The organism is Burkholderia sp. MBR-1 (assembly GCF_013822785.1).
GTDB lineage: Bacteria > Pseudomonadota > Gammaproteobacteria > Burkholderiales > Burkholderiaceae > Burkholderia > Burkholderia vietnamiensis.
Genome location: NZ_CP053610.1, coordinates 1394028 through 1418465, shown reverse-complemented (window position 1 = coordinate 1418465; position 24438 = coordinate 1394028). Strand labels below are relative to the sequence as shown.

The window sequence follows — 24438 nt, the reverse complement described above, 5'->3', positions numbered from 1 at the left end:
AATCGGCCGCGTTCGCCTCGATCCTGTGGCGGCCAATGCGCGATGCGCACGTGGCACCTGGAATTCGTGCCCGATCAACGGGTTACGCGCCGGGTACCCAGGATATCCACATCCTTGCCAACATTTTCTGTGGACAAACACGCGTGCCTCATTCGTGCGGCGGGGCGTCGGCCGCTTCCGCGACGATCCAGTCGCGAAACAACTGCATCGCGGGCGTCAGCGGCTTCGACTTCAGCGACGTGAGCCAATAGGCGCCGCCGCGCACGTCGATGTCGAGCGGCCGCGCCAGCATGCCGAGCTGCAGCTCGCGCGCGAACATGCAGGCCGGCGCGAGCGCGATGCCCGCGCCCTGCATCGCGGCCTCCACCATCAGTCGCGATGAATCGAACACCGGCCCGTTGACCGTCCACGGCTCGACCTGCGCGGCGTCGAACCAGCCCAGCCATTCGTCGGTGCGGTACGAGCGCAGCAGCGTTTCGTTCGCGAGATCGGCCGGCCGCGACAGACGCCGCGCGATGTCCGGCGCGCACAGCGCGCTGAGCGGCGCGTCGAGCAGCCGCTCGTTGCGCGTCGCGGGCCAGTTGCCTTCGCCGAAGCGGATCGCGAAATCGAGGCCTTCGCCGGCGAGATCGACGACGTTGTTGTTGGTGCGCAGTCGCAGCTCGACGAACGGGTGCGTCTCGCCGAACCGCTTCAGGCGTGGCATTAGCCAGCCTATGGCAAAGGTGCCGACGGCACCGAGCGTCAGCACCTCGTGGAAGCGCCCGCCGTCGAACTGATTGAGCACGGTTTCGATCCGGCTGAAGGCGTCGCTGAGCACCGGCAGCAGCGCGCGCCCTTCGTCGGTGAGGCCCAGGCCGCGCGGCAGGCGCGTGAACAGCGCACAGCCGAGCCGCTCCTCCAGCGAACGCACCTGCTGGCTCACGGCTGCCTGCGTGACGCTCAGCTCGAGGCCGGCGCGCGTGAAATTCAGGTGGCGCGCGGACGATTCGAAGGCGCGCAACGCGTTCAACGGGAGACGAGGACGGAGCTTTGTCATAAGAAATTCTTTTGTCAGCGCCCAATTATCATTGCTTGTCGGACAAACGTAAAGTCACGATAGTGCTGTCTCGCCGGCCGGCCGTTCTGCATCCATTCCACCACGAGAGACATGACATGACCTACTCATCGCAACGTCGAACCTTGTTGCTGGCCGCGGCATCGGCGCCGCTCGTCGTGACCGTCGGCGCGTGCGCGGCGCCGTCGGCCGCCGCACCCGACATCGCGTCCGCCGCGACGTTCGCCGCGCTCGAGCGGGCGGCGGGCGGCCGCCTCGGCGTATGCGCGATCGATACCGCGAGCGGCCGGCGCGCGCAGCATCGCGCTGACGAGCGCTTTCCGTTCTGCAGTACGTTCAAGGCGATGCTCGGCGCGGCGGTGCTCGCGCGGAGCGTCGAGCATCCCGGTTTGCTGCAGCAGCGCGTGACGTATGCGCAGGCCGATCTCGTCAACTCCTCGCCCGTGTCGGGCCGGCATGTCGACACCGGGATGACGGTGGCGCAGCTGTGCGAGGCGGCGATCCAGTACAGCGACAACACGGCCGCGAACCTGGCGATGAAGCTGATCGGCGGGCCGGCGGCCGTGACCGCGTATGCACGCTCGATCGGCGACGACACGTTCCGTCTCGATCGCTGGGAAACCGAGCTGAATACGGCGCTGCCGGGCGACCTGCGCGACACGACGACGCCCGCGGCGATGGCCGCGAGCATCCGCGCGCTCACGCTCGGCGACGCGTTGCCGCCCGCGCAGCGTGCGCAACTGGTGGCATGGATGCGCGGCAACAAGGTCGGCGACAAGCGGATTCGCGCGGGCGTGCCGGCCGGTTCGCAGGTCGCCGACAAGACCGGCACCGGCGACTACGGAACGACGAACGACGCGGGCGTCGTGTGGTTGCCGTCGCGCGCGCCGATCGTGCTGACCGTGTACTACACGCAGGCACGCGCCGATGCGAAGGCGAAGGAGAACGTGATCGCCGCGGCGGCGCGGATCGCGGTCGCGACATTCGCGTGACGGGCGGGGGGCGGCGATCGAGGCAGGCGCTGCCGCAGTCGTGACCGCGGCAGCCAAACGTTGTGCGATCAACGACTTACGTCGCGCATGCTCAGGATATCCACATCCTTGCCAACAAAATATGTGGAAAAGCCGGCTGGCCGCCGCGCTTGCCGCAACGCGGCCGCGGCGGCGGCGGGCGCTGCCCGATTCGAAGCGATGGGAACAAAGTCTTTCGGATCAAGCGCTTGGTTGCGGTGTGCGCAGGCTATCCACATGCTTGCCAACACAATCTGTGGACAAGCGGGAGGCGGCGTTGCGCGCCGCGTGCCGCATTTGGAGCACCGCGCAGAAAGTCTTTCGGATCAAGCGCTTGGTGCCGGTATGCGCACGCTGTCCACATGCTTGCCAACATAATCTGTGGACAAGCGGGCCGGCCGGCTCATCCGATGCGCAGGCCGGTTCGCAAGCCCGTTATAAGCGTGAGCAGGCCCTAGCGTTGCCGATCGTCGGTGGCGGGCCAGCGTGCGAACGCGAAGACCCACAACATGATGAAGTTCAGCACCGGCACGAACATCGTCAGGATCCACCAGCCCGAGTGGCCCGTGCGCCGCACGATGCGCACGTACGGATAGACGACGATCGCGACGAGCACGAGCGCGACCAGCATTTGCCCTGCGTTGAAATGTTCCATGGCCTTCCTCGGAGTGATGTGTCGTTGTCGAATGCGGGCGGAGCGGCCGGCCCGTGGCGCCGACGCGTGACGTGCGCGGCGTCGTGTGATCGTGACGCGTCGCGTGTGCGGCCGTCAAGGGACGCACGGGGATCGCCGGTGCGGCGCGACGGCCGTGCCGAAACGTTGACATGGCGCGCGAATCGCCGGCCGATCAATGGCTTAGCGAACGCTTGCGCAGGATATCCACAAGCTTGCCAACACAATCTGTGTGTAAGTGCCGCGATGCGCACGTCGTGCAGCGCGGGTCTGGCCGCGTGGCATCGTGATGCGAACTGCGGCGAAGCCGTGCATAACGCGGCCCGGCTGGCGCAGCGTCTGCATCACACGTGCCAAAGTCTGTCGGATCAAGGGCTTAGCGTCGCGGTGCGCAGGATATCCACAAGCTTGCCAACATTTTCTGTGGAGAAGTGCATGTGGCGATCGTGTGGCGCGGTGTCCCGCTGCGCGGCGGTTCACGGCGTGCAAATGCCCGTCGGCGCGACTTTCCGGAACAACGGCAGCTGTTGTTTCGCGATGGCGGCTGATCGAAACGTCACGGTCGACCATTCGATCGCATCGTTGAAATACGTCGGACTGCTGGCGAGTGCGTGACGAAGCTGGGTCGGCATGAACTGCCGCTTCAATGAATTCGGTATCGCCGAGCCGCACGGTTCGCGATGTCGAGGCTACCAGCGGTGTCCGCGGCGACGTCGCTTTGCTGCGTATCACCTGCGATAGCCATGCGCGACGGCGCGTTTGCTGCGCACACCGATCAAATCTTTTCGGATCAATGGCTTGCTGTCGTTGGCGGCCGGTTGTCCACAAGCTTGCCAACACAATCTGTGGACAAGCCGCGCGACCGGCCCGCGTCAGGACTCGTCTGGCCTCGTCATGCCGCGGCCGGGAAGCGCACCGTCACCGTCAGCCCGCGTCCGCCCTCGGTCGTGCCGAGCGAGACGGTCGCGCGATGCTGTTCGGCGATCCGTTTGACGATCGACAGCCCGAGTCCGCTGCCGGACGACGTGACGGCCTGCGCGCCCGCGCCGCGATAGAAGCGTTCCCACACGTCGTTGCGTTCCGCCTCGGGGATGCCGGGGCCGTTGTCGGCGACTTCGAGCACGGGCGTCGCGCCTTCGACGCGTGCCGACACGTCGACGCGCGCACCTTCGCCCGCATAGCGGATCGCGTTGTCGACCAGGTTGTTCAACAGCACGCGCAGCGTGTCGGGATTGCCGGCGGCCATCACCGGCGACGACACGATCGCGCCGAGGTCGATGCGATGCGCATCGGCGACCCGCGCGCGCTCCGCGACGACCGAGCGGCACAGCGCCGCGAGATCGACGCGCGCGGCGGCCGCTGCGGCCGCCGGCGCATCCGGCTCGAGGCGCGCGAGCGTCAGCAACTGCTCGGCGAGATGGCCGAGACGCGTCGTGCCCGCATGGATCTGCGCGAGGATCTGCTCGCGTTCGTCGGCCGTCGACGCGCGCCGCAGCAGTTCCGACTGGATCGACAATCCCATGATCGGCGTGCGCAGCTCGTGCGCGGCGTCGGCGATGAAGTGCCGCTGCAGCGTGAAGGCGCGCTCGAGCCGCGCGAGCAGGTCGTTGATCGCTTCGGCGAGCGGGCGAACCTCGTTCGGCATCGACGCGACGTCGACCGGTTCGAGGTTGTTGGCATTCCTGTGCTTCAGCCCGGACGCGATCGTGCGCAGCGGCCGCAGCCCCGCGCCGATGCCGAACCACAGCCCGACCGCGAGCACCGGCAGCATTGAGAACACCGGCCACAGCAGATGCACGGCGATGCCCGCGATCGCTTCCCAGCGCGCGTGGCGCGCCTGTGCGAGCCGGATCGTGGTGCCGGCGCGTTCGGTCACGTAGGTGCGCCACGGCTGGCCGTCGACGTCGACGCTCGCGATGCCCGACCGCGTCGGCGGCGGCAGCGCCGATTCGCGATCGGTCGAATAGACGAGCGTGCCGTCGCGCCATACCTGCAGCAGTACGGCGTCGGGATCGTCGCGCTTGAAGCCGTGCTTGTCGCTGCCGCGATCGCGGAACGACAGCTCGCCGTTCGGGCCGACGACGATCTGCTTCGACATGCTGCGCATCTGATCGTCGAGCAGGTCGTCGAGTTCGCGCAGCGCGCCCCAGTAGGTACCCGCGCTCGCGACCAGCCCGATCGCGCAGGCGGCGGGCAGCAACCACATCAGCAGGCGCCGCCGCAGCGACGCGCTGCGCCAGCGCGCGATCGCCTGTTGCAGGCCGCTCATGCGCCGTCACCGATCCGGTAGCCGACGCCGCGCACCGTGCGGATCATGTCGTGACCGAGCTTCTTGCGCAGGTTGTGGATGTGAACCTGCACCGCGTTGCTCTCGATCTCTTCGCCCCAGCTGTACAGCCGTTCCTCGAATTGTTCGCGCGAAATCACCGCGCCGGGGTCGCGCATCAGTTCGTGCAGCAGCACGAACTCCTTCGGCGACAGCGTGACTTCGTCGTCGTTGAGCCACACCAGATGCTTGATCGGATCGAGCCGCAGCGGGCCGATCGCGAGCGTCGTCTGCGCGCGCCCGGCGTGACGCCGCGTGACCGCGCGAATGCGCGCGAGCAGCTCCTCGAGCACGAACGGCTTGACGAGGTAGTCGTCGGCGCCGCTGTCGAGGCCGGCGATGCGGTCCGGCACGCCGTCGCGCGCGGTGATGATGATCGCGGGCAGCGTTTCGTCGCGGCGGCGCAGTGCCGCGAGCACCGACAGACCGTCGCGGTTCGGCAGCCCGAGGTCGAGCAGCAGCAGCCCGTAGCCGGTCGAGCGCAGCGCGAGCGACGCGGCGTCGCCGTCCTTCACCCAGTCGACCGCGAAGCCTTCCTGTCTGAGGCCCTGTTCGAGCCCGCTGCCGATCAGCGGATCGTCCTCGACGAGCAGTACGCGCATGGATTGGTATCTCTTCAGCAGGGCGCGATGCGCCCGGGGTGTCCATGATAAGCGCCCGTATCTTAGGTCGTGCTTAAGTGCCGGCGCCCGGCGCCACGACCGCGTCGCGCGGTTCGCGCCTTCAGGTGCGCTTAATCTTACGCTTCGTAAGCTCTGGCCGTCGCGCTCGATCCGGGCGCGGCGCACCATCGAAGAAGAGGAAACGACATCATGAAGAAACTGTTCAGCATCCTGGCCGTCGCGCTCGCCACGCTGTCGGCGGGCGCGCACGCGCAATACACGGGGCCGTCGGCGGCCGCCGCCACGACCGTGAAGGACCTGCTCGCCACCGGCAAGGACGACCAGCCGGTGCAGTTGCACGGACGGATCGTCCGGCACGTCGGCGGCGACGACTACGAGTTCGCCGATGCGACCGGCACGATCCGCGTCGAAATCGACCGGAAGCTGTGGGCGGCGGGGCAGCCCGTCAGCGAGCAGAGCGACGTGAAGCTGACCGGCGAGTTCGAGCGCAAGTGGTCCGGCAGCGTGAAGGTCGACGTCGATCGCGTGGACGTGCTGCGCTGAACGGTGCGCGCGGGGCCGGTGATACCATGGGCGACCGGTTCCCGTTCTCACCAAGATGGCTGCCAATTTCGATGAACTCGCGTCCCGGATTCGGGCGCAATTTTCCGAACTGAGCCCGCAATTCCAGGCGGGTGCTGCATTTCTGCTCGATCATCCCGACGAGGTCGCCACGTCGTCGATGCGCAAGGTCGCGCAGCACGCGCAGGTTCAGCCCGCGTCGCTCGTGCGCCTCGCGCAGCAATTCGGTTTTCCCGGCTGGAACGAGCTGCGCGATCTGTGCGTCGCGCGCGTGCGCACGCGCCCCGAGCCGCTCACGCAGCGCGCGCGCTCGCTCGTGCGGCCCGACGCGAAGGCGTCGCTCGCGCACGACCTGCTCGCGGCCCAGCAGCACAATCTGTCGGCGACCGCCGCACAGAACGAGCACGCGCTCGCCGACGCCGCGAAGCTGATCCGCAAGGCAGCGCACGTGCACGTCGCGGGCTTCCGGTCGTGCTATCCGGTGGCGTTCGGTTTCGTGTACGGCTACCGGCTGTTCCGGCCGACCGTGTCGCTGCTCAACGGCGTCGCCGGTTCGCTGGAGATGGAGCTTCGCACCATCGCGAAACACAGCGTGACCGTGATCATCAGCTTCGCGCCGTATTCGACCGAAGCGACGCGCGTGGCGCAGGCCGCGAAAGCGCAGGGCAGCAAGATCGTCGCGATCACCGACAGCGCGGTCGCGCCGATCGCGCTGCATGCCGATGCGCAACTGATCTTCACGCACGACAGCCCGTCGTTCTTTCCGTCGCTGGTGGCCGCGCATGCGATGGCCGAAGCGCTGGTCGCGCAGCTGCTCGCGCTGGAAGGCAGCGGTGCGGTCGCGGCGCTCGAGCGCACCGAAGCCGAGTTGCATGCGAAGGGCGCGTACGTCGTGTAGCCGCGCGCGCGGCTGCGGGACGCTTGCGCCGCCGACGGCCTGACGCGGGTCTAACACGGCGGCAGACGGCCCGGCGCTCGCACGCGCATGGTCGCGATCAAACGGCGCGGCTCCCGTGCCGGTCTCGTCCGCATCGATATTTCAGCGCACGCCGAACCGTGCCCGCGCCGTGCGCGCGTATGCTGGCGTCTCCGTTCCGAGGAGACGACGATGTCCGATTCCGTTCTGCAATTGCGCCACGCGCAAGCGTTTCGTGCGCTGCATACGCGCCCCGGCGCGTTCATCATCCCGAACCCGTGGGATGCCGGCTCCGCGCGGCTGCTCGCGATGGCCGGCTTCGACGCGCTCGCCACCACCAGCGCCGGTTTCGCCTATTCGTGCGGCCGGCCGGACAACGCGATCGGCCGTGACGAAATGCTCGCGCACATCGCGGAGATCGTCGCCGCAGGCGGTCTGCCGGTCAGCGCCGATCTCGAGAACGGCTTCGGCGATGCGCCCGACACGGTGGCCGACACGATCCGGCTGGCAGCCGCGGCCGGCGCGGTGGGCGGCTCGATCGAGGATGCGACCGGACGCGCCGACGCGCCGATCTATCCGCACGACCTCGCGGTCGAGCGCATCGCGGCGGCCGTTGCCGCGGCGCGCGAGCTGCCGTTTCCGTTCATGCTGACCGCGCGTTGCGAGAACTATCTGCACGGACGCCGCGATCTCGCCGACACGATCGCGCGGTTGACCGCCTATCGCGATGCGGGCGCCGACGTGCTGTATGCGCCGGGCCTGACCGATCGCGACGACATCGCGGCCGTCACCCGCGCCGTCGGCGCGCCGGTCAATGTCGTGATGGGGCTGCGGGGCGGCGTGCTGAGCATGGACGAACTCGCCGCGCTCGGCGTGAAGCGCGTGAGCGTCGGCGGCGCGCTCGCGCGGACCGCGCTGGGCGCATTCCTGCGGGCGGCGACGGAAATGGCGCGCGACGGCACGTTTACCTTCGCGCAAGAGGCGGTGCCGGGCAGCGATCTCGATCGCTGGTTCGCCGAGCGGGACAATTCGCCGGTCCGTTTCGCAGAATGATCGTGGCTAAATCGGGGTAACGTTTTCCAGATGGATACCGGTTGACCGTTATCAAACGAAGCCGCAGTCGATTTAATCTTCGGTGACTGCGGCAATTACATCGTTTACTCTGCGAATTCCGGCCGATTGGCGGGAGTCGGCGCGCAAGCCGCGCCGGCATTGGCGCCAATCATGCGCCCGGCGTACCCGATTTACGTATTGTCCCGATTTTAAGACCGGTATTTTTTCGGTTTTCGGGAGTTGCCGGTTATTTTTCGGATTGTTAATCTGCGGCATATCCGAATGATCGGCCGGCGGGGCGCCGGAAATAATGAATATATAAAAATCGAGAGAGCGATGACAATCCGAGAAAATCACCGCAGCCGCTTTCGCGTCGGCGATGTCGTGACGCTGAAAACCGGCGGCCCGCGCATGACCGTGACTTACGCGGGCCCCGTCGTGTTCGACGACGCCGACTGGCTGATCTGCCAGTGGTTCGACGACGGCGGCCACTTTCGGCAGGAAATGTTTCACCACGAGACGGTCGCGCCCGAACCGCGCGCGATTTCGGCCGGCCGCGCGCGCGTGCGCATGCAAACGTTTCGCTTTCGTTCGGCGGCCTGACGCAGGAGCGGGGCGCCGGTTCGGTACGGCCGCTGCGCCGATTGTGCTGGCGCGTTCACCGCGGCATTGCGTCATTGCGGTCGTCGCGGCGATCCCGCTCACCGCGGCCACTGCGGCCACTGCGGTCACGCGCCCACGCAACCACGCCACCACGCCACCGCGCCACCGCGCCACCGCGGCCCGAAGCCCCCGCACACCCGCACACCCGCACACCCGCACACCCGCACACCCGCACACCCGCACATCGACATTTCACGTCGACCCGAAACATGCTGCCGGCCTGCGCGCCGATACTGCACGCATGAACCCGACCGATCCGATTGCCGCGGTTACGCACCGCGATCCCTATCCCTACTACGCGACGCTCGTCGACGGGCCGCCGCTCGCGTTCGACGCGACGCTCGGCCTGTGGGTCGCGAGCCGCGCGGCCAGCGTGGCGGCGGTGCTCGGCCATCCGACCTGCCGCGTCAGGCCGCTCGATGCGCCGGTGCCGCCCGCGTTGCGCGGCACCACCGCCGGCGCGCTGTTCGGCGACCTGATCCGCATGAACGACGGCGCGTTGCGCCACGACGTGCCGAAACAGGCGCTGCGCGCGGCATTCGCATCGATCGACGCGCACGCGTTGCGCGAGCGGACCGCGTCGCTCGCCGGCCGCCGCCTGCGCGCGCCGCTCGACGCTGAGGCATTGAACGCATGGTGCCTGACGGTGCCCGTCTGCGCGGTCGCCGATCTGCTCGGCTTCGATGAAGCACAGCTCGACGACATCGCTGCGCTCGTCGTCGCGTTCGTCGCCGCGCTGTCGCCGCTGTCGGACGACGCGACGCTGGCGCGTGCAAGCGATGCTGCGCGGCGCTTGCTCGAACGGATGACGGAGCGGGTCGCACGCACGCGCGCCCGGGACGGGTCGCTCGTCGCGGCGGTTCAGGATGCGGCGCGCGCCGCGGGCTGGCAGGCCGGCGGCGCGCTGGTCACGAATCTGGTCGGATTGCTGTCGCAGACATGCGAGGCGAGCGCCGCGTGGCTCGGCAATGCGCTGATCGCTTGGGAAGAGTCGGCGCGCGCGAGCGCGGACGGCGGGCGGGCGATTCCGGATGCCGCTGCGCTCGACGCATTCGTCGCGGAAGTGGGGCGCTTCGATTCGCCGGTGCAGAACACACGCCGCTTCGTCGCGTCGCATACGACGATCGAAGGCGTGAGCGTCGATGCCGGCGCGGCGATCCTCGTCGTGCTCGCCGCGGCGAACCGCGATCCGGCCGTGCATCGCGAGCCGCATCGCCTGCTGCCCGGCCGCGCGCCTGCGCCGACTTTCGGCTTCGGTAAGGGGCCGCATGGCTGCCCGGGCGAGCGCATCGCGCGGGCGGTGACGACGGGGGCGTTCGACGTGTGGTTACATGCGAGCAGCGGCGAGCTGCCCAGCGGGCTCGTGTGGGACTACCGCGCGTCGACCAACATCAGGATGCCGAACTTCGGCATCGCGAGCCAGGCGTGAACAGGCGGTTCAGCGGCAGCCCTGCTTTTCGGCCCATTGCTCCTGGGCGGCGATACGGCGCTGCACGCGCTCGACGAGGCCGGTCGAGAAGGTCCGCATGCTGATGCCGCGGCGCTTCGCGAGGATCGTTTGCGCGACGTCGGCCCGCGGGTTCGGCTGGCACGCCCAGTAGAGCGTCATCAGCCAGCCGATGCCGGTCCATCCGAACAGTGCGTTGAACATCGCGATCGTCAGCTTGTCGTGCCGCCCGCGCCGGTCGGCGATGACGGCCGGCAGGAAATAGAGCGCGATCGCTGCGATCGAACCGGCTACCTGAATCAGGACTGCGTGTGGCATGTTGCTACTCCGTCCAGACTGCAATGAGACCGATTGTCGCGCTTTTTCCGTTCGTGTGCAGGCCTTCCTTTGGCAATTGATTGTTGCGTTTTTAGCGACGATCAGTGCATGGCACCGGTTTCCATTTGCGCATCGTTGCTCAGCGCGAAACCCTCGTCGCGCCAGCCGGCGATCCCGCCGATCATCAGCTTCACCGGGCGGCCGAGCCGCGCGAGCCGGATCGCCGCGCGCGCGGCGCCGTTGCAGTGCGGGCCCGCGCAGTAGACGACGAACAGCGTGTCGGCCGGATGGTCGCCGAGCTTGCCCGCGACGATCTTGCGGTGCGGCAGGTTGCGCGCGCCCGGCACGTGGCCGGCCGCGAATTGTTCGGGACCGCGAACGTCGAGCAGCACGAAATCGGCTGCGCCGGACGTGAGCGCGTCGTGCACGTCCCAGCAATCGGTTTCGAACCGCAGCGACGCTTCGAAATGCGTGGCGGCGCTTGCGCTGTCGGCGGCCGGGACGTCGGTGACATATGACATGAAATGCGCTCCTGAGCAGGCGGCGCGGAATGCGCCGCAACGAGGCCAGTATCGCGTGCGCGCCGGTTTTCCGGCAGTGGCGCGATCGACAAGTTCCGGTAACATCGCGCCATGCACAATCATCTCGTCGTCGCGCTTGCCTACGATCGGCTCTGCACTTTCGAATTCGGCTGCGTGGTCGAATTGTTCGCACTCGAACGGCCGGAACTCGGCGTCGACTGGTATCGCTTCGCGGTCTGTGCGAGCGAGCCCGGGCCGGTGCGCGCCGCGGGCGGCATCACGGTCGCCGCGCCGTACCGGCTCGCGATGCTCGATCGTGCGGACACCATCGTGATTCCCGGCTGGCGCGACCCGGACGAACGGCCGCCCGAACCGCTGCTGAAGAAACTGCGCGCCGCGCATCGCCGCGGCGCGCGGCTCTGTTCGATCTGTTCGGGCGTGTTCGTGCTGGCGGCGGCCGGCGTGCTCGACGGGCTTACCGTGACGACCCACTGGCGTTACGCGGAGCGCCTGCAGGCGCGCTATCCGGCGCTGCGCGTGAACCCCGACGCGCTGTACGTCGATGCCGGGCAGATCGTCACGTCGGCCGGTTCGGCGGCCGGCCTCGACATGCTGCTGCATCTGGTGCGCCGCGATCACGGCGGCGCGATCGCGAACCGCGTCGCGCAGCGGCTCGTGCTGCCGCCGCATCGCGACGGCGGGCAGGCGCAGTTCGTGCCGCGCCCCGTCGCGCCTGGCGGCAGCGACCGGCTCGCGAAGCTGATCGACTGGATGCGCGCGCATGCGGCCGAGCCGCACACGCTCGCGTCGCTGGCCGCGCATGCCGCGATGAGCCCGCGCACGCTGCAGCGGCAGTTCGCCGACGCGACCGGGATGTCGCCACTCGCGTGGCTGATCCGCGAGCGCGTGAACGTCGCGAAGGATATGCTCGAAGCGCAGCCGTCCCTGTCGCTGGCGCAGGTTGCCGCGCGTGCGGGCTTCGGCTCGGAGGAATCGTTGCGCCGGCATTTCCGGCGCGTCGCGGCGACGAGCCCGGCCGCTTACCGGCGCGGCATGGATCGCGGCGTGCGGCCGCCGCGCGCGTGACGCGTCGCGGCGCTCCTGGACGGCTGCACGCGGCGGTCGCCTTTTCGCTTTTCCCGTTGCCCGTTTCCGCCACCGCGTCGCACGCGTAAGATGGCGGTCGCCGTGCGGCGGCCGTGGATGCGGCGCCGCCATTCCTTCACCATAACGACAAGGACCACGACATGGGTCTGCTGGGAAAGCTGTTCGGGAAGAAACCGCGCGACGAGGCCGCCTCGCTCACGCCGCCCGCATCGTCTACGCAACGCACGCAGCCGTCGGACGCCGACGCGGACGCGGACGAACAGCGCGGCCCCGACATCGCCCCCGAACTGGCCGCGGCGCTGGCGGCATATCAGGCCGGCCGGCACGAAGCGGCGATCGCGGCTGCCGCGCCGCATGCGCAACGGCTGGCCGACGCGGCGCGTCTGTGCGCGCTGTCGTATTCGGCGCTGCAGCGCTACGCGGAGGCATTCCCTTACTGGCTCGAATTGTTCGGCCATGAGCCGAGTGCGCACAACGCGGTGCAGCTCGCGACGACGTCGGCGATGTGCGACGAAGTGGAGCGCGGCGAGGCGTGGATGCAGAAGGCGGCCGAGATCAATCACGACACGCACGAACAGTCCGACGTCGCCGCGCGCACGAACTTCATTTCGGCATTGATGCAAAGCGGTCATGCGCGCGAGGCGCTGCCGCATCTCGGGTGGCTGCGCGACGTGTACGGCCATGTGCGCATCACCGATTCGACGTTCCTCTACATGCGCGGGATTCCGTTCTTCGGCGCGTTCCTCGAGAACAGCCTCGAGATCCTGAAGGCCACGCAGCCGGCCGACGCGATCGTGCAGTGGTATGGAGAACTCAGCGGCAAGCTCGACGACGAAGGCGAAGCGCAGCTTGCCGCGTGGGTCGCCAAGTTGCCCGCGTAGCGGGCCGGCACCCCCGGCCCCGGCCGGGGCCGTTAGCGACCGGCCGTGACGCCGGTCGCTGCTCACCGCCTTCGCTCAGCGCGCGGCGCTATCGCGGCCCGCCTGCCTGATGCACGCGATGCGGTACACGCCGTCGTCCACTTCGACGCCGTGCGTATCGTGCGTGAAGCCCGGGAAGCGCCGGTCGAACTGTTCGAGCGCCTTCAGGTAACCGAGCAGCGGACCGTCGGCCGGCCCTGCGTTCTCGCCCGGCATCAGCAGCGGAATGCCGGGCGGATAGGGCACGACGCCGGTCGCGACGGTGCGGCCGGCCATCTCCGACAGCTCGAGCATCTCGATGTCGTTGTGAACCAGATGCTCGTACGCCTCGGCCGGGCTGTAGTCCGGCTGCGGCAGCGTCGAGAAGCCGCGCGACATCATCTCGGTCGTCTTCAGGTCGCTCATCGCGGCGAACATCAGATCGCACAGCTCGCGCAGCCCCAGCTTGCCGTAACGCTCCGGATAGCGCGCGACGAGCTCCGGCAGCGCTTGCTCGAGCGGCGCGTTCGCATCGTAGTCGCGCTTGAAGTCGAGCAGCGTGTTGACGAGCGTGCCCCACTTGCCCTTCGTCACGCCGAGCGAGAACAGGAACAGGATCGTGAAGTCGGTCGTCTTCTCGACGACGATCCCTTGCCGGTCAAGATAGGCCGTCACCACCGACGCGGGAATGCCGACCGGCATCAGCCCGCCGTGCGGCGCGACGCCCGGCGTGACGATCGACACCTTGATCGGGTCGAGCATGCAGTAGTCGTCCTCGATCGCGCCGAAGCCGTGCCACGTGTCGCCCGGATGCAGCACCCAGCACGACGGATCGGTCGCGAGCAGCGTCTCGTCCGCTTCGTGGAACGGCACGCGTCGCCCGGTCTTGCGGTCGACGACCGTGTCCGGCTGCCAGCCGTCGAAGAACCAGTCGTCGTTCTCGTCGTATTCCGCATGCAGGCGCGCCAGCATCCGGCGAAACGACACGGCCTCGCGGATCGCGTCGGTCGTCAGCGCTTCGCCGCCGGGGCCGTCCATCATCGCCGCGCTCACGTCGTTCGACGCGATGATCGCGTAGTTCGGCGACGTCGACGCGTGCATCATGTACGCCTCGTTGAAGCGCGCGTGCTCGATCGGATTGCGGCCGTCGCGGATATGGATGAACGACGCCTGCGACAGCGCGGCGAGCAGCTTGTGCGTCGATTGCGTCGCGAACACCGTCGGCTTGCTCGCGTCGTGCCGCGCCGGATCGCCGTGCATCGCATAACGATCGCGGTAGATCGGGTTGAAGCGCGCATAGCCGTACCAGGCTTCGTCGAAATGCAGGCGGTCGACGCTCTGGCCGAGCAGCTCCTCGACGCGCGCGACGTTGTAGCACAGCCCGTCGTAGGTCGAGTTCGTGATCAGCGCGTGCACGGGCGTCGGGCTGATGCCGTCGCGGCCGCGCACCAGCGGGTTCGCGTCGATCGCGAGCCGCACGGCCGCGGCCGTGAGCCGCTCGGGCATGATCGGGCCGATGATGCCGTAGTGGTTGCGCGACGGGATCAGGTAGGTCGGAATCGCGCCGGACATCGTCATCGCGTGCTCGGCCGATTTGTGGCAGTTGCGGTCGCACAGCGCGACCTGATTGCGCGTGACGCTCGCCATCAGGATCACGCGGTTCGACATCGACGAGCCGTTCGTCACGTGATACGTGCGATGCGCGCCGAACACGCGCGCCGCATAGCGCTCGCTGTCGCCGATCGGACCGGAGTGGTCGAGCAGCGAGCCGAGTTCGCCGACCGAGATCGACAGGTCCGAACGAAACAGCGCTTCGCCGAAGAATTCGAAGTAGGCGCGCCCGACCGGCGACTTCAGGAACGCGGTGCCGCCCGTGTGGCCCGGCGTGTGCCACGAGTATTCGTACACGCGCGAGAACTGCGCGAGCGCGCGGAACATCGGCGGCAGCACCGTTTCGCGGTAGCGTTCGATCGCGGCGACGATCCGTCCGCCGATGAACGCGGTGGTGTCCTCCAGCATCCAGATGAAGTCGTCGGCCTTGCGCATCGCGTCGACCGGAATCGCGGCCGCGCTCGCGCGGCTCGCGAGCAGGAACACCGGCACCGTCGCATTGCGCGCGCGCATCGCGTCGAGCACGGCCTGCGCGGGCGCGTGGGCCGGATCGTTGCCGAGCTCCCAGTTGAGCAGCAGGCACTGGATCGCCGGATCGGCGACGACCACCGCGCACGCGTCGTCGGCGGAGGTCGCGATCACGACGTCGACGAGCCGCGTGCGCAATTCTTCGGCGAGCGCGGTGGCGGCGCGGCCGGTCGCGGTTCGCTCGTCGATGTCGTGCTGCACGAGCAGCGCCTTCATCCCGAGGCGGCGCAATGCCGGTTGGGTCAAGGAAGCGGTCATCTGTTATTCCCCCGTGTGCTGGGTTGCCGCGACGCCCGCGGCCGGCGAGCGTGCGTGAAGGATATCGGCCTCGTGCTGGCCGACGGAGATCCAGAACGTCGCGGCGAGCGCGACGATGGTGACGCCGAGCGCGAAGTAGCGCACCCAGCGCGGCGAACGGCCGCCCGGATGGACGTGGGTTTCCTCGATTTCGCGCTGGCGGTTGATCGACAGTTCGTAGAACACGATCGTCGCGATCACGAAGATCAGCGACCAGCGCGTCTGCTGGCCGTCGGAGCCGACCATCGCCCACAGCGAGTAGACCGCGCCGATCAGGCCGACGATCGTGTAGAACGTGAACTGGTGCGGCGGCATCTTGCCGTAGCCGAGCACCTTGATCGCGATGCACGAGTAGATGTACGGCAGCAGCGTCATGATCACCGCGATCGACGCGATCTTGCCGAACTGCTGGCTTGCGCTCGGCGACATCGTCGCGAGCACCTGCACGGTCATGATGACGGCGACGATCGCGAGCCCCGCCGACGGCACGTTCTTCGAGTTCACGCGTGCGAACACGCTGGCGAACAGGCCGTCGTCGGCTGCGGCCTTCGCGGTCTGTCCGACCAGCAGCGTCCAGCCCGCGAGCGAGCCGAGGCAGCCGAGCGCCGCGCACAGCGCGACCGCGTTCGCGGCGGTGTCGCCGAGCGCGAGGCGCGCGGCGTCGGCGAACGGCGCGCTCGAGGCGAGCAACGCCTTGTTCGGAATCATCCCCATGATGACGGTCGAGCTGAGCACGTAGCAGACCGCCGCGAGCACCACGCCGCCGACGGTCGCGATCGGCACGTTGCGCGACGGATTCTCGACCACGCCGGCCGACACCGACGCGCTCTCGACGCCGATGAACGCCCACAGCGTGAAGTTCAGCGTCGCGCCGATCGCGCCGATGCTGCTCGTGCCCGACACGTTCCAGCCCGCGAGATAGACGTCCTTGCTGAACCAGAACCAGCCGAACAGGGCCATCCCGAGGATCGGCACCAGCGCGACGACGGTCGTGACCGACTGCACGCGGCCGACCACGTTCGGCCCGAGGATGTTCGCGTAGGTGAACAGCCAGATCACGAAGATCTGCGCGAGCGCGAACACCAGCGGGTCCTTCATCACCGGGAAGAAGTGCGTGAGGTAGCCGAGGCCCGCGACCGCGAGGCCGACGTTGCCGAGCACGTTCGCGAGCCAGTAGATCAGGTTGGTCTGATAGCCCATGTACGGGCCGAACGATTTTCTGGCGTACGCGTAGGGGCCGCCGGCGGCCGGGTCGATCGCCGCGAGCTTCGCGAACACCAGCGCGAGCGAGACGGCGCCGACGACGGTGATCAACCAGCCGAAGATCGCGATGCCGCCGGTGGCGGCGAGGTTCGCGGGCAGCATGAAGACGCCGGAACCCATCATGTTGCCCGCCACCATCAGCGTGGCGGGAACGACGCCGATCTTCGGCGCGTCGGACGCTGCCGACGCAGCGGTGGAACGGGAGGAGGACGAGCTGGCATCGGACATGCGAGGCTCCTTGAACGGACGTGATGCGGTTGAGGTGGCGCGGCCGGCGCCGGTGGACGATTCCGAAATGGATCGCCGTTTTATTAACGTCGCCATGTTATCGCTTTGGCCCGTTCTGGTAATGGTAAACGCCGGAATTTAATGACTTTAATATTGATTCATGTCATTGAAAGTAGGCGGGCGGCGACGCGCCGTTTCGGTATGTCGGGCGCTCGGCCTTTACTGATAAGGGCTTCGCCGATTTTCTCGGTCATTCGCTGGATGCGCGGAACAACCGGCGTCCGGTAAATATCCTCGACGAAATGGCTAAATCAATTCGCAGCCTAAATAATCCGGCGGCTCGTAATCGTTTTGGTTGATGGGGCGCGTTCTGCCGGCCGGTATCGCTGGCCGGCCGTGGCGGAAAGGGCACTGAAAGCAAGCGCGCGGCGAATGCACCCGGGCGGCGGGCCGTCGGCGTATCATCCGAATCTTCGTCAGCCCGATCCCGGCACCCACCATGACCTCCGTCGACACTACCCCCGTCCTCGACCATGACAAGCTCGTCGCCTTCGTCGAGCGCAAGTGGAACGATGAAATCCTCCACGCCCTGACCGACTACATCGCGATCCCCGCGAAGAGCCCCGCGTTTGACCCGGACTGGGCGAAACGCGGCTATCTGGAGCGCGTCGTGACCGATGCCGCGCAGTGGGCCGAACGCCAGCCGGTGAAAGGGCTGAAGCTCGAGATCGTTCGGCTGCCGGGCCGCACGCCCGTGATCTTCTTCGAAACGCCGGCGACGCGCGCGGGCAGCACCGACACGATCCTGCTGTACGGCCACCTCGACAAGCAGCCCGAATTCGACGGCTGGCGCGCCGACCTCGGCCCGTGGACGCCGAAGTTCGAGAACGGCAAGCTGTACGGCCGCGGCGGCGCGGACGACGGCTATGCGATCTACGCGAGCCTCGCGGCGCTCGGCGCGCTCGACGAGCAGGGCGTCGAACGGCCGCGCTGCGTCGGCCTGATCGAGACGTGCGAGGAGTCGGGCAGCTACGATCTGCTGCCGTACGTCGACGCGCTGCGCGACCGGCTCGGCCAGGTATCGCTCGTCGTGTGCCTCGATTCCGGCGCAGGCAACTACGACCAGATGTGGCTCACGACGTCGTTGCGCGGGCTGGTGTCCGGCGATCTGCAGGTGGAGGTGCTCGACGAAGGCATTCATTCGGGCGTGTTCGGCGGTATCGCGCCGTCGAGCTTCCGCGTGATGCGGCAGCTGTTCGAGCGCCTCGAGGACGCCGGCAGCGGCAACCTGCTGCCGCGCGTGTTCCATTGCGAGATTCCCGACAGCCGCGTGCGCGAAGCCGATGCGGCCGCGGCCATCCTCGGCGATGCGGTATGGAAGGGCCTGCCGTGGGCCTGCGGCGCGGACGGCAAGCCGGTGCTGCCGACCACGACCGACCCGCGCGAGGCGCTGCTGAATTCGACGTGGCGGCCGTCGCTGTCGGTGACCGGCGCGTCCGGGTTGCCGGCGCTCGCCGACGCGGGCAACGTGCTGCGGCCGCGCACCGCGTTCAAGCTGTCGCTGCGCCTGCCGCCGCTCGTCGACGCCGCGCAGGCCGTGCAGCAGTTGAAGGAACTGCTCGAACTCGATCCGCCGTACAACGCGCGCGTCACGTTCAAGCCGGATGCGGGCGCCGCGACCGGCTGGAGCGCGCCCGATCTCGCGCCGTGGCTCGCGTCGTCGCTCGATGCCGCGTCGCACCGCCACTTCGGCGCAGCGTGCGGGTACATGGGCCTCGGCGGCACGATCCCGCTGATGAACGTGTTGCAGGCCGGCTTCCCGTCGGCGCAGTTCATGGTGTGCGGCGTGCTGGGGCCGAAGTCGAACGCGCACGGGCCGAACGAGTTCCTGCACGTGCCGTATGCGAAGAAGCTGACCGCGGCGGTCGCGGACGTGATCGCTTCCGCTCGCTGAGCGCGATGGTCGGCCGATCGCGCCGACGTCGGTCTGAACCCCTGGAGTCCTGCCGATGACTATGCCGCCGATACCCGATACCGATGCGTTGTGCATGCGCGCCGAACCGCTGCACGACTTCGTCGCCGCGCTGTGGGAACGGGCCGGCAGCAGCGCGCGCGAGGCGCGGCTGGTTGCCGAGCACCTGGTCGGCGCGAACCTCGCCGGTCACGATTCGCACGGCATCGGGACGATCCCGAACTACGTCGCATCCTGCCGCGAAGGGCAGTTGCAGTTGAACCGGCATGCGGCGATCGTGCGCGACGGCGGCGCGGTGCTGACGATCGACGGCGGCCGCGGCTTCGGGCAGGTGATCGCGTTCGAGGCAATGGTCGAGGGCATCGAGCGCGCGCGGCGCATGGGCATCTGCGCGATCGGATTGCGCGACGTGCATCATCTCGGCCGCATCGGCCACTGGGCCGAGCAATGCGCGCGATCGGGGCTCGCTTCGTTCCATTTCGTCAACGTGCCGGGCGATCTGCTGGTCGCGCCGCTTCACGGCGCCGATCCCCGGTTCGGCACCAATCCGTTCTGCGCCGCGTATCCGCGCGCCGGGCGCGCGCCGCTGCTGCTCGATTTCGCGACCAGCGCCGTCGCGTACGGCAAGACGCGCGTCGCGTACCACCAGCGCAAGCGCGTGCCGGCGGGCGCGCTGATCGACCATCGCGGGCGGCCGACCGACGATCCGGCCGTCATGCACGAGCAACCGTTCGGCGCGCTGCTGCCGTTCGGGCTGCACAAGGGTTATGCGCTCGCCGCGATGTGCGAGGTGTTCGGCGGCGCACTCGTCGGCGGGCATACGACCTACGACGGCACGTTGCAGAAGACCAGCGCGATCGTCAACGGCATGCTGTCGGTGTTGATCGATCCGAACGCGTTCGATGCGGCCGATGCGCAGCGCGAGGCCGATGCGTTCGTCGCGTGGGCGAAGGCGTCGCCGCGTTCCGGCGACGCGCCGGTGCAGATGCCCGGCGAGCCGGAGGAGGCGAGCCGCGCCGAGCGGCTCGCGCACGGCATCCCGGTCGATCGGCCGACGTGGCGTCAGATCGGCGACAGCGCGGCGGCGCTCGGCTTCGACGCCGCCGAATTCGACGCATGGACGCAACGCTGCGTCGGCGCCGCGTGATGCACCGGCAAGAAGGAGCGTGCCGATGAGCTGGCAGGCAGACAAGGCGCACGGCGACGAGATCGCGTATCGGCTCGCGATGCTCGGCAACGTCGTGGTGACGCGATTCTTCGGCGGCGCGGCGATGCGGCTCGACGGCGTGATGTTCGGCTTCCTTGCGCGCGGGTCGCTGTTCTTGCGCGTCGACGACGTGAATCGTCCGGCGTTCGTCGCGGCGGGGATGGGGCCGTTTTCGTATACGGGGCGCACGCGTACCGTCGCGCTCGAAGGCTATTACGAAACGCCCGCCGACGTGCTCGAGGATGCGGGCGCGTTGTTCGACTGGTGTCGCGGCGCGTATCGGGCGGCGTTGCTTGCGGGGGCGCCCAAGCGCAAAGCGAAGGCGAGGCGGAAGCCGGTGGACGAGGGTGAGGCGGAGTCGCGGTCGATGCGTGGGCGCAGTGTCAAGCCGTCCGCGAAACCTGACGCGAAGCGGGCGACGGAATCGGCTTCGAAGCGTGCGTCGAAAGCGGAAACGAAATCCGGAGCGAAACCGGCGTCGAAGCGTAAGCAGGCGTAGCGTCGGTCGGCGCCGCGGCGCTCGGTGTTCGCTGCGCTCGACGCTCGGCACGCGACGCTCAGGACTCTTACTCGATGCTCAGTGCCCTGCGCCGTCCGCACGCATACGCCCTGACGATTCGCGCGCCGCACGTTGCTCGCATCCGCTAGACGAAACTTCAAGCATGCCGCGCGCTGTTTCTCCGCGCTTCACAACGGCGGTCGCGGCGTTTATGATCGGCGCGAGCCGCACGCGACATCTGAGCGGCCCGCACCGCGACACCCGCCCCGCGAACGGCGCATCGACGCCGCGCTGAATGCATTCCCCACTCATCGTTGCAGATGGAGACAACCGATGCTCGTGCTGATTCTCGGTTTGGCGATCTTCCTCGGCGTACATTCGATCCGCATCGTGGCCAGCCGCTGGCGCGCCGCGACGATCGCGCGCGTCGGTGAGCGCGGCTGGAAGGCCGGCTATTCGGTTGCGTCGCTGATCGGCTTGGTGTTGATCGTGCGCGGCTACGGGATCGCCCGCGACAGCGCGACGCTGCTGTGGGTCTCGCCGGTCGGCGTGCGCCATCTGACGGGCATGTTGACTGCGATCGCGTTCGTGCTGATCGCCGCGTCGTACGTGCCGCGCAACCGGATCAAGACGCTCGCCGGGCATCCGATGGTCGCCGGCGTGATGGTGTGGGCCGTCGCGCATCTGCTCGTCAACGGCACGTTGCGGGCGGCCGTGTTGTTCGGCGCATTCTTCGTGTGGTCGCTCATCCTGTTCATCGCGTCGCGCACGCGCGATCGGCGCGACCGCGTCCGTTATCCGGCGGGCCGTCTGTCGGGCGATGTGTCGGCGATCGCGGCCGGCGTCGTCGCATGGGCGGTGTTTGCGCTGTTCCTGCACGGCCCGTTGATCGGCGTGCGGCCGTTCGGTTGAACGTTGCGCGTGCGCAGGCTCGGCGACTGCGTCACGCCGATCGGCCGCGGCCCGGCGCGCGAGCGGCAGGCATCGCCCGGCCTACCGGCCGACGCATTCAACATCGGTGGCGGCATTGACCGACGGCGGGCACGATCGCGCGGCGGCTGGCGAGTTCGCCCGCGCATCGACGCGGGCGCATGGCGACGACGCTCGCGGCACGCGCGTCAGAGCGGCCTGACGAACAGCCCGACCGTCAGTGCCGCGCCGATACAGACGATGGCGATCCGCAGCACGCGCTCGTTCACGCGATGCAGCGCCCATGCGCCGAGCAGGCCGCCGACGATCGCGCCGCTGCCGAGCGCAAGCGCCGCGCCCCAGTGCAATTGCGGCGAGGTGACGAACAGCAGGACCGCCGACGCGTTCATCACGCCCGCGAGCGCGTTCTTGGTCGACATCGCGTGACGCGGCGACAGGCCGGCCATCGTGAGCGCGGCCATCATCAGGAAGCCGATACCGCCGCCGAAATAGCCGCCGTAGATCGCGATCAGGAACTGCGAGATCCCGGCCGCCATCGGGCCGAGATGCTGCGCGGCCTCGGTCGGCTTGCGGAAGAAGCTGCCCCATGCGAACACGACGGTTGCGAACAGCACGAGCCACGGCACCAGCTGCGAGAAGATCGACGACGGCGTTTTGAGCAGCAGCAGCCCGCCGAGCGCGCCGCCGATCACGCTGATCACGAACAGCGCGCGAAACGACAGCGTGCCTGCGCCGCGGACCATCTTGCGGCTTGCCCAGCCGGTCGTGACCTGGCCGGGAAACAGCGCGACCGTCGACGTGATGTTGGCCGCGAGCGGCGACATCCCCGATACGATCAGCGCCGGTAGCGTGACGAACGAACCGCCGCCCGCGAGGGCGTTCTGGAGACCGGCCCACAGGCCGGCGAGGATGATGAGGACGAGCATCGGTGCGCAGGAAGGGTAGCGTGGCAGGGCGCGCCGGCGGCGAGCGCGAGCGCGAAGGTGGCCCGATGGTAATGCAGGATCGCGTCCGCGCAAAGGCGGTGCGTGCGCTCCGTTTCAGACGCGCACGGGCGGCCGCCGTGCGGCGGCGCATCGGCCGGCTGCGTCAACCGATCGTGTCAACCCGTCGCATCAACCAACCGCATCAACCAACCGCATCAACCAGCCGGCGCGGGCAGCGCCGACGCCCGGTCATTCGTTCGATTGCGCCGTGGCATCTTCCTGCGTATCGCCGTCGGCGTCCGGATAGACGACCGCACCGTCGTCGCGGACCGTCGCGCCGGCCGTGATGCGCGCCGGCTCGACACGATTCAGGCCCATGATGTGCAGCACCGTCTCGCCGCGCGCGAGCAGGTAGTCGGACACGATACGCCGGTGACAGCGCCACCAGACGGCCTCCGAACACATGAGCGCGCAGCGCTGCTGCTCCCCGAGTGCGATCAGCCGCGCGAGGCCGGCGCGGAATTCCGGCGACAGCGCGTAGTCGGCGTACCGATGGAAGCTGCGGTTCCTCCAGAAGCCGTTGAGCGCGTCGGGCACGTCGCGCGACTTGCCGCGCAGCCCGCCGAGTTCGGCGATGTGCTCGTAGCCGATGTCGGCCGCGGCCAGCGCGTCGGGCAGCGTTGCCTCGTTGAACTGCGGGTTGGTGCGCGAGCGCGTCATCTTGCGGATATCGACGAGCAGCGTGATGTCGACGGCCCGCAGCATCGCGACGAGTTCGTCGAGCGTGCGGTTCGAATGGCCGATCGTGTAGAACGGGAGCGTCACGTGCGCTCCTTGCCGGCGACGCGTTCGAGCACGCGGCCGCGATGCGCGGCGACGTGGTCGGTGCGATCGCTTTTGATTTCGTATTGGGGGTCGTCGGGCGACGCGCGATGACGATGGCCCTTGTAGTCGAAATCCTGCGTGTGCACCGCGATGATCGTGCCGGTCACGTAACCGGCTTCGGAATTCCAGCGGACATGGTCGCCCGGTTCGAACGGCGTCGTCATGCGGGAGCCTCCTCGTGGTGATGCTGTTGCGATACGGCCGCAAGCTGCGGGTGGAGCGAGCCACGCCAGTATGCACATTGCCGCGCTTTCGCGCGTGCGAGGTGCATCATGTGGGGTCTCGGGCAGGCTCGTCCATGCAATCTGCATGCCCTGTGTCGAGGTCTGAAGTGACATTTTTGCTTCGCGAGCATCGACGACTTTGCTTTGGCCGACGGCTCGACGACGATCAGGCGAAGCAGATGAAAGTCGATCCAGATCCGATCGTCCGGCATATGGCGCCGTCTCCGAACGACCGCCTCGAATCGGCGCGCGGTTCGGCAATGGACCGCCGACAGGACACCGTGCATCAGCAAAACTCTGGCAGTTTTTGCAGATGCGTTGTCATCTTCCACAAATTCATGCTCGCTGGATGTCGATAAAGTACGCATCACGGAGACGCTTCAAAGCACCGACGTGCCGGGTTCCGTGCTTCGGGCCGGTAGTGAACAAGCGTTGTGCGATGTCGATGGCCGCGATGCGTCATGAACCCATGATGCAGCGCTTCGAGCGCTGTTCAGCACCATCGACGGATCGCCGAGAGATCGACCGTAAGGTCGGGTCAGATTGGGGAGTCAATCATCATGAAACTTGTCATTTCGAAAGTCGCAAAGGCAATCGTGTCCGCGTGCGCGATTCAGAGGGCCGACGTCATGGTCTGCAATTCGGCGGGACAGCAGATCCCGTACGTCATGTTGTTCACCATGTATGGCTTCGT

At 68.1% G+C, this 24438-nt stretch carries 24 protein-coding genes; 13 read left to right on the top strand and 11 right to left on the bottom strand.

The annotated features are described in order from the left end of the window. Positions 1-148: 148 nt before the first annotated feature. Entirely contained in the window at positions 149-1039 is an 891-nt protein-coding gene (gene penR / locus MBR110_RS21005) for a beta-lactamase transcriptional regulator PenR (RefSeq protein ID WP_034195445.1), read from the bottom strand. A gap of 116 nt (positions 1040-1155) precedes the next feature. Between penR and blaPEN-bcc the strand changes: the two genes are divergently transcribed. Further along, positions 1156-2049 (top strand): PEN family class A beta-lactamase, Bcc-type, encoded by an 894-nt coding sequence (gene blaPEN-bcc, locus MBR110_RS21000; RefSeq protein ID WP_059460564.1) that lies wholly within the window; start codon positions 1156-1158, stop codon positions 2047-2049. Between the two features lie 472 nt (positions 2050-2521). On the opposite strand, the gene MBR110_RS20995 is transcribed toward blaPEN-bcc, so the two are convergent. The 3 genes from MBR110_RS20995 to MBR110_RS20985 form a co-directional block, all read right to left on the bottom strand. Beyond that, positions 2522-2722 carry a DUF805 domain-containing protein gene (locus tag MBR110_RS20995; RefSeq protein WP_011882712.1) on the bottom strand — a complete coding sequence of 67 codons (201 nt, stop codon included), beginning with the start codon at positions 2720-2722 and terminating at the stop codon, positions 2522-2524. A 910-nt stretch (positions 2723-3632) separates the two neighbouring features. Beyond that, positions 3633-5009: an ATP-binding protein gene (locus MBR110_RS20990; RefSeq protein WP_181709314.1), complete on the bottom strand. Its 1377-nt coding sequence runs from the start codon at positions 5007-5009 to the stop codon at positions 3633-3635. After that, complete coding sequence (locus MBR110_RS20985; protein WP_011882710.1) at positions 5006-5668, bottom strand: response regulator; 663 nt, start codon at positions 5666-5668, stop codon at positions 5006-5008. The genes MBR110_RS20990 and MBR110_RS20985 overlap by 4 nt, the downstream gene beginning before the upstream one ends. 210 nt (positions 5669-5878) lie before the next feature. On the opposite strand from MBR110_RS20985, the gene MBR110_RS20980 reads away from it, so the two are divergent. The 5 genes from MBR110_RS20980 (at position 5879) to MBR110_RS20960 (ending at position 10311) form a co-directional block, all read left to right on the top strand. Beyond that, on the top strand, positions 5879-6232 hold the full coding sequence (locus MBR110_RS20980; RefSeq protein ID WP_011882709.1) for a YgiW/YdeI family stress tolerance OB fold protein: 354 nt from the start codon (positions 5879-5881) through the stop codon (positions 6230-6232). Positions 6233-6287: 55 nt separating this feature from the next. After that, complete coding sequence (locus MBR110_RS20975; protein ID WP_060081791.1) at positions 6288-7148, top strand: MurR/RpiR family transcriptional regulator; 861 nt, start codon at positions 6288-6290, stop codon at positions 7146-7148. Positions 7149-7358: 210 nt separating this feature from the next. Then, on the top strand, positions 7359-8219 hold the full coding sequence (locus tag MBR110_RS20970) for an isocitrate lyase/PEP mutase family protein (RefSeq protein ID WP_181709313.1): 861 nt from the start codon (positions 7359-7361) through the stop codon (positions 8217-8219). A gap of 336 nt (positions 8220-8555) precedes the next feature. Further along, positions 8556-8822, top strand: a complete 267-nt coding sequence (locus MBR110_RS20965) for a YodC family protein (protein ID WP_043292321.1) — start codon at positions 8556-8558, stop codon at positions 8820-8822. Positions 8823-9123: 301 nt separating this feature from the next. After that, the gene (locus MBR110_RS20960; protein ID WP_014725482.1) at positions 9124-10311 is read left to right on the top strand and encodes a cytochrome P450; all 1188 of its coding nucleotides are present in this window, start codon (positions 9124-9126) and stop codon (positions 10309-10311) included. A gap of 9 nt (positions 10312-10320) precedes the next feature. Here the strand turns inward: MBR110_RS20960 and MBR110_RS20955 are convergent, their stop codons facing one another. Further along, on the bottom strand, positions 10321-10647 hold the full coding sequence (locus tag MBR110_RS20955) for a superinfection immunity protein (RefSeq protein ID WP_011882704.1): 327 nt from the start codon (positions 10645-10647) through the stop codon (positions 10321-10323). Between the two features lie 101 nt (positions 10648-10748). Beyond that, entirely contained in the window at positions 10749-11168 is a 420-nt protein-coding gene (locus MBR110_RS20950) for a rhodanese-like domain-containing protein (protein ID WP_041494226.1), read from the bottom strand. 111 nt (positions 11169-11279) lie between these two features. Between MBR110_RS20950 and ftrA the strand changes: the two genes are divergently transcribed. Both ftrA and MBR110_RS20940 read left to right on the top strand, forming a co-directional pair. Continuing rightward, the gene (gene ftrA / locus MBR110_RS20945) at positions 11280-12254 is read left to right on the top strand and encodes a transcriptional regulator FtrA (RefSeq protein ID WP_011882702.1); all 975 of its coding nucleotides are present in this window, start codon (positions 11280-11282) and stop codon (positions 12252-12254) included. 161 nt (positions 12255-12415) lie between these two features. Then, positions 12416-13156, top strand: coding sequence for a hypothetical protein (locus MBR110_RS20940; protein ID WP_059734100.1), 741 nt, complete (start codon positions 12416-12418; stop codon positions 13154-13156). 75 nt (positions 13157-13231) lie between these two features. Here the strand turns inward: MBR110_RS20940 and MBR110_RS20935 are convergent, their stop codons facing one another. Together MBR110_RS20935 and adiC are read right to left on the bottom strand one after the other, a co-directional pair. Then, entirely contained in the window at positions 13232-15571 is a 2340-nt protein-coding gene (locus tag MBR110_RS20935) for an Orn/Lys/Arg decarboxylase N-terminal domain-containing protein (RefSeq protein WP_034195436.1), read from the bottom strand. 3 nt (positions 15572-15574) lie between these two features. After that, positions 15575-17101, bottom strand: coding sequence for an arginine/agmatine antiporter (gene adiC, locus MBR110_RS20930; protein WP_034195435.1), 1527 nt, complete (start codon positions 17099-17101; stop codon positions 15575-15577). Between adiC and MBR110_RS20925 the strand changes: the two genes are divergently transcribed. From MBR110_RS20925 to MBR110_RS20905, 5 genes are all read left to right on the top strand, one after another. After that, the gene (locus MBR110_RS20925) at positions 16995-17243 is read left to right on the top strand and encodes a hypothetical protein (protein WP_162471376.1); all 249 of its coding nucleotides are present in this window, start codon (positions 16995-16997) and stop codon (positions 17241-17243) included. The two genes, adiC and MBR110_RS20925, sit on opposite strands and share 107 nt — an antisense overlap. 357 nt (positions 17244-17600) lie before the next feature. Beyond that, on the top strand, positions 17601-19055 hold the full coding sequence (locus tag MBR110_RS20920) for a M20 family metallopeptidase (protein WP_059562019.1): 1455 nt from the start codon (positions 17601-17603) through the stop codon (positions 19053-19055). A 55-nt stretch (positions 19056-19110) separates the two neighbouring features. Beyond that, complete coding sequence (locus MBR110_RS20915; RefSeq protein ID WP_181709312.1) at positions 19111-20220, top strand: malate/lactate/ureidoglycolate dehydrogenase; 1110 nt, start codon at positions 19111-19113, stop codon at positions 20218-20220. Positions 20221-20245: 25 nt separating this feature from the next. Next, entirely contained in the window at positions 20246-20779 is a 534-nt protein-coding gene (locus MBR110_RS20910; protein WP_059474703.1) for a TfoX/Sxy family protein, read from the top strand. A 333-nt stretch (positions 20780-21112) separates the two neighbouring features. Next, positions 21113-21691, top strand: coding sequence for an NnrU family protein (locus MBR110_RS20905; protein WP_011882695.1), 579 nt, complete (start codon positions 21113-21115; stop codon positions 21689-21691). Between the two features lie 206 nt (positions 21692-21897). Here the strand turns inward: MBR110_RS20905 and MBR110_RS20900 are convergent, their stop codons facing one another. The 3 genes from MBR110_RS20900 to MBR110_RS20890 form a co-directional block, all read right to left on the bottom strand. Continuing rightward, on the bottom strand, positions 21898-22635 hold the full coding sequence (locus MBR110_RS20900) for a sulfite exporter TauE/SafE family protein (RefSeq protein WP_011882694.1): 738 nt from the start codon (positions 22633-22635) through the stop codon (positions 21898-21900). 249 nt (positions 22636-22884) lie between these two features. Then, the gene (locus MBR110_RS20895) at positions 22885-23460 is read right to left on the bottom strand and encodes a DUF488 domain-containing protein (protein ID WP_059462620.1); all 576 of its coding nucleotides are present in this window, start codon (positions 23458-23460) and stop codon (positions 22885-22887) included. Further along, positions 23457-23684, bottom strand: coding sequence for a DUF2945 domain-containing protein (locus MBR110_RS20890; RefSeq protein WP_046422958.1), 228 nt, complete (start codon positions 23682-23684; stop codon positions 23457-23459). Before MBR110_RS20890 ends, MBR110_RS20895 begins: the two co-directional genes overlap by 4 nt. Positions 23685-24438: the final 754 nt, after the last annotated feature.